Raw genomic sequence first — 6,035 nt, forward strand, 5'->3', positions numbered from 1 at the left:
GAAACTGAGGTTGACTCGGATTGTGACGCTGAGGTTGATTCTCTTTCTGATGTAGAAACTGAGTTTGATTCTGATTGTGATGCTGACGTTGATTCACTCTCTGATGTAGAAACTGATTTTGATTCTGATTGTGACGCTGATGTCGATTCACTTTCTGAAGTTGAAACTGAGTTTGACTCGGATTGTGATGTTGATGTCGACTCACTTTCTGAAGTAGAAACTGAGGTTGACTCGGATTGCGATGCTGACGTTGATTCACTCTCTGAAGTCGAAACTGAGGTTGACTCGGATTGTGACGCTGACATTGACTCACTTTCTGAAGTCGAAACTGAGTTCGATTCTGATTGTGATGTTGATGTTGACGCACTTTCTGAAGTCGAAACTGAGTTTGAGACTGACTGCGATTCAGATACTGACGCACTTTCTGAGGCTGAAGTTGAGTTCGACTCAGACCGAGATGTTGAAGTTGATTCACTCTCTGAAGTTGAAACTGAATTTGACTCGGATTGTGACTCACTAATTGATTCGCTGACTGAAGCTGACTCTGAATTAGAAACAGACTGTGATTCTGAAATTGATGCACTTACTGACGCTGAAACTGAATTCGATTCCAGCTGTGATGTGCTTACTGATGCACTTTCTGACGATGACTCGGAAGTTGAAACAGACTGTGACTCTGAAATTGAAGCACTTACTGAGGCTGAAGTTGAGTTTGACACTGATTGCGACTCAGAGATTGATTCGCTTACAGACACGGATTCTGAAACTGAAGCACTTGTTGAAGCTGATTCGGAATTTGATACGGATTGTGACTCGGAAACTGAAGCACTCTCTGAAGCGGACTCGGAAGTCGAGACTGATTGCGATTCAGACACTGATGCACTCGCTGAGGCTGATTCGGAATTTGATACGGATTGCGACTCTGAAACAGACGCACTCTCTGAAGCGGACTCACTTTGTGAGACACTAGTCTTCAAGGACTCACTTAATGAACTTGAAACGCTCTCCGATTTCACGGCACTCAAAGATGTGCTTGTTGAAGCTGACTCACTTTGCGAAACGCTTGTCTTCAAGGACTCACTTAATGAGCTTGAAACACTAGCTGATTTCACGGCACTCAAAGATGTGCTTGTTGAAGCTGACTCACTTTGTGAGACGCTGGTCTTCAAGGATTCACTCAAGGAACTTGAAATGCTCGCCGATTTCACAGCACTCAAAGACGCACTTGTTGATGCGGATTCACTTTGAGATTGGCTGGTCTTCAAGGACTCACTCAAGGAACTTGAAATGCTCGCCGATTTCACGGCACTCAAAGATGCACTCGTTGAAGCTGACTCACTTTGTGAGACGCTGGTCTTCAAGGATTCACTCAAAGAACTTGAAACGCTTTCCGACTTCACTGCACTCAAAGATGTACTGGTTGAGGCTGATTGACTTTGTGAGACGCTTGTCTTCAAGGATTCACTCAAAGAACTTGAAACGCTCTCCGATTTCTCAGCACTCAAAGACGCACTTGTTGATGCGGATTGACTTTGCGAAACGCTTGTCTTCAAGGACTCACTCAAAGAACTTGAAACGCTCTCCGATTTCACGGCACTCAAAGAAGCACTCGCTGAGACTGATTGACTTTGTGATTTTGAAACACTCTGTTGAGCTGATAAACTCAAGGAACTTGAGATACTCTGTGACTTCACGGCACTCAAAGACGCACTCGCTGAGGCTGATTGACTTTGTGATTTTGAAACACTCTGTTGTGCTGATAAACTCAAGGAACTTGAAACACTTTTTGAAGCAACCGTGCTCAATGAAAGGCTGGTCGACGCAGACTGCTTAACGGACTCACTTCGACTTTGAGAAATCGACTCCTGCTTAGACTGACTGGCACTTTGCGACACTGACTGGCTGTGATCACTATCCGACAATTTCACCGTCACAACATTCGTCGTACTGTCTTTATAAGTAATCGTTACCGTTCCATCGCTATTAACCGTATAAGACTTAATACGGTTGGCAACCTCTGGATTCAAGGCCGACACAGCCGCAATAATCTTGCTTTTATCTGCATCTGTTAAGGCAGTCAGGCTGGTCACCTGAATAGTGCTTGTCGGTGCCACACCCGGCGTACGATCTGCTAAGCGTCCCTGAGTAATACGAATCTCACCCAAGCCATTTGGACGGTTCATATTTGATGCATTGTCGATAGCAGCAACATTACGTTGCCATGTGTTTCGGAAGGAATGGTAAAGATCATCTTTCAAATGAATGGTCGCTGTGATGGTTGCAGGATTGTCACTCGTTGCTGTGATATCTCCCGTAATCGGTTCAATATTACCTGTTCCATACTGGCTACTACCAAAGAAATTTCCGTTCAAGGCATTGTCATCCAAGTCGGCTCTTGCAACAACTTTCATTTCTTTAAGCTTGCCACTGTCATCTGTAGCCGTGAAAGTCAAAACAGCATCATCGCCAGCATAGATGGTATAGTTTTTCCCACCACCTTCGAGAGGCGTAGACTTAGGTTCCACACCATCGACAGTCAACTTAGCCGTCACTTCAGGACGCGTCCCATCCGTTACAGCCACGGAATTGCTGGCATCTGAGTATACCGCATAATCATCATACATGATGCGAGCTTTGGCTGTTACACCACCTGTTTGTAACTTAACTGTCGGCGTCACAATCGCTTGACCCGAAGCATCTGCCACTGCTGTTCCTACTTCGTCGTCATTATTGTATAGAACGACTGTAGAACCTGGTTCAGCTCCTGTCACAGTTACAGGTGTCTGCGTGTAAGCCTTGTCCAATAATCTCGTTTCAACCGTTGGTGCTGCAAGTCGCTTCACTGGAGCCGTCACATCATTTGTGGTGTTATCTTTATAAGTAATGGTCACCACACCAGATGCTGAAACCGAATAAGATTTAAAGTCCTTTGAAGTGGCAATATTGGGGTTAGCAGTCTTAAAGGCCTCCCAAACCTTATCTTTTTCGGCTTGAGCGAGATTACTTGTGTCATTAACATAAGCCCCCGTTGTCACCGCCGTAATCGGGTTTCGAATGCCATCATTTTGTGGCAAAACCTGAATACGAAGCGTACGTGTCACTGACTGCCTAGCCGTATTAGTCACTACAAAAGAAACATTATAAATTTTCCCAGGCGTTACGACCCCTGTCTGCCCAACAGTCCCCACAATATTAAAGGCGACTGCACTATTTTTCAATGCAGAAGTCTGAGGTATGTTGATGCCATTCACTCGATCACTACCAGAAGCGTAGCCAATGCTTTTAATACTATTTCGTGTAGGAATGGTTTCAACAACATTATAAGCATGATTGATGTAGTCAGAGTTATAAACAGAAATCAAGGCATTGTTAGCCGGACCTAAATTATACTGGGGTGCACGAAGGTTGCTATTAGCATCAATGCGAGAACCATTACGAGGATCACGCTGACCAGATGTCGCACGAAGCACCGCATTGGCAAGACTATTTCTAGCCTGACGAGCCTGACTAATCGTAGGAGACACATCGCTATCACGATCAGCCAGACTGACACGAATGGCACCCAAGGCTTTATCTCCCTTGAGAATAGCAACATCCGTATTTGGCAAATCAACAGCTTGAGCTTTATAGGTATAAATGTCTAAGGCTAAATCTTTGAGACGCTTTTCTTGTTCTAAACGCTCAGCATCAGCCACAACCGAGGCAGCTAGTAGCCCAGTCGCCGTATCAGATAATTGGCGATTCGTTTGCACTTCAGATGTCAAGGAAGCGTTTAACAAGGTTGACTCTGAGATGACAAGGGACATCCCTACTTTAGTGTCGCTACTACTATCACTCTTGCTAACTGACTGAACAGATGTACTTGTACTATGCTCTGAACTTTCTCTAAGCGTACTCTCTGACAGACTATGTGAAGAGGAATCTGTCTGACTTACTGATTCCGACTTAGAAGTTAATGAAGCTGACAAGGAAGCAGAAAGCGAGGCACTCAATGACAAGGATGTCGATTTTGAAGCTAATTCAGAAGCAGACACTGATTGGCTGCGTGATAGAGACTCACTCAAAGAAGCCTCCGAAGTCTGACTTGACGCAGTTTCTGATGACTCTTGACTATTTACTTGACTCTCTTGAACACTGGACACAGACTCCATATTTCCAAGAACAATGGAATCAGATGTAGCCAAGAGATCAGTCTTAGCTCCTGCTTCACTTTCCAAAATCGGCTGATCAGTCATTTCATCCGCATGAGCTACTTGAGTCACAACAGAACCACCTAACAAGGCCCCCGTTGCAAGCACTCCCTTAAGCAGTGTCTGACCTGAAAAAGCAGGTGCATCCACCTCTACCTGATGGGCAGCAACAGACGGTGTATCCACGCCTCCTCTAAGCACCTTGAAAAGACCAAAATTCGACGTCGCCGCACGAAGCCAGTGCTTCCCTGACTTAACCAATTTAAAGCGTGTCACACGATCGGTTTCACGATATTGACCTTCATTCCTTCTAAAAAACATATATACTCCATTTATTTTTGATTAAAACACTCCCTTAAATTTTATCATAAAATTAAGCAAAAAATCTCATTTCGAGATCGCTTTCTATCGATTAATCACTTCTTTCATCCTCCTAAAAATACGATAATAATGGTAACCCTAAGACTTATTAAAACTATTTGTATTTTTAGAATATCAGACTAAAAAAATCCCCTACCAATTAGGAAATCACTCTAATCGATAGGGGATATTTGATTATCTCGCTAGAAGATAATGATTAAACTTACTAAGACTTAGAAGTCTACACTTTCTTCTTCATCTTTCTTACGTTTAGCAAGAAAGGCGAGGCCTGTTGCAGTTGCCAAAGCACCAAATGCCATTGACAATGATGAGTTTTCCTCACCAGTCTTAGGAAGCGCTTGGCTACCACGTTTGTGCTTAGGATCTTTCACTTCAGAAGTTGATTCTGAGGCACTCAATGAGGCAGACACTGAAGCACTTGTTGAGGCAGAGGTTGAAAGACTTGCTGAAGTACTCAATGATGTTGAAATACTTATTGAAGCACTTGTGCTTTCAGAGGCACTCAAGAATGCTGATGTAGAAGCTGACTCAGATACTGAAGCGGATGCGCTCGATGACGCTGACGCAGATGTGCTTGCTGATTCTGACACAGACACACTTGCACTTTGTACTTCACTCAACGATACAGACTCACTTGCAGAAATTGAAGCACTTACAGAGGCAGATTGTGATTCACTCAATGAGACACTCAATGATGCTGACTCTGATTCTGAAACGCTTGATGATGTACTGATAGAATCTGAGGCAATGACGCTTTCAATATCCAGGCTTTCAAGTGATAGAATGGCTGGCTGACCTTTACTTGAAATTACAGAATTAGAAGCCGAAATAGAGGCGCTTGCTGACTCTGAAGAACTTGCTGACGCTGACGCACTTGCTGAAGCTGAGGCGCTTGCTGACTCAGATGCACTTGCTGACGCTGATGCACTTACAGAGGCTGAGGCGCTTACTGACTCAAACGCACTTGCTGAGGCTGACGCACTTGCTGAGGCTGAAGTACTTGCTGAAGCCGAGGCACTTGCTGACTCTGATGTACTTGCTGAGGCTGATGTACTTGCTGAGGCTGAGGCACTTGTTGATTCTGAAGTACTTGCTGAGGCTGACGCACTTGTTGATTCTGAAGTACTTGCTGATTCTGATGTACTTGCTGAGGCTGACGCACTTGCTGACTCAGATGCACTTGCTGATGCTGAAGCACTTGCTGACTCAGATGCACTTGCTGAAGCTGAGGCGCTTGCTGACTCAGACGCACTTGTTGATTCTGATGTACTTGCTGAGGCTGAGGCACTTGTTGATTCTGAAGTACTTGCTGATGCTGACGCACTTGCTGAGGCTGAGGCACTTGTTGATTCTGAAGTACTTGCTGACTCAGACGCACTTGCTGATGCTGACGCACTTGCTGAAGCCGAGGCACTTACTGACTCAGATGCAGACGCTGATTCTGAAGCACTTACTGACTCAGAC

2 protein-coding genes are annotated in these 6,035 nt (G+C 44.7%); both read right to left on the reverse strand.

What is annotated here, in order from left to right:
• Positions 1-4,511 (reverse strand): accessory Sec-dependent serine-rich glycoprotein adhesin (locus H7T99_RS10715; protein WP_201035993.1); only part of this gene is annotated, 4,511 nt, incomplete at its 3' end.
• Positions 4,512-4,783: 272 nt separating this feature from the next.
• Positions 4,784-6,035, reverse strand: a 1,252-nt coding sequence (locus tag H7T99_RS10405) for an LPXTG cell wall anchor domain-containing protein (RefSeq protein WP_201035994.1), incomplete at its 5' end; no start/stop codon positions are given.

Source organism: Streptococcus sp. 17.1, assembly GCF_016648655.1.
Taxonomy (GTDB): Bacteria; Bacillota; Bacilli; order Lactobacillales; family Streptococcaceae; genus Streptococcus; species Streptococcus salivarius_E.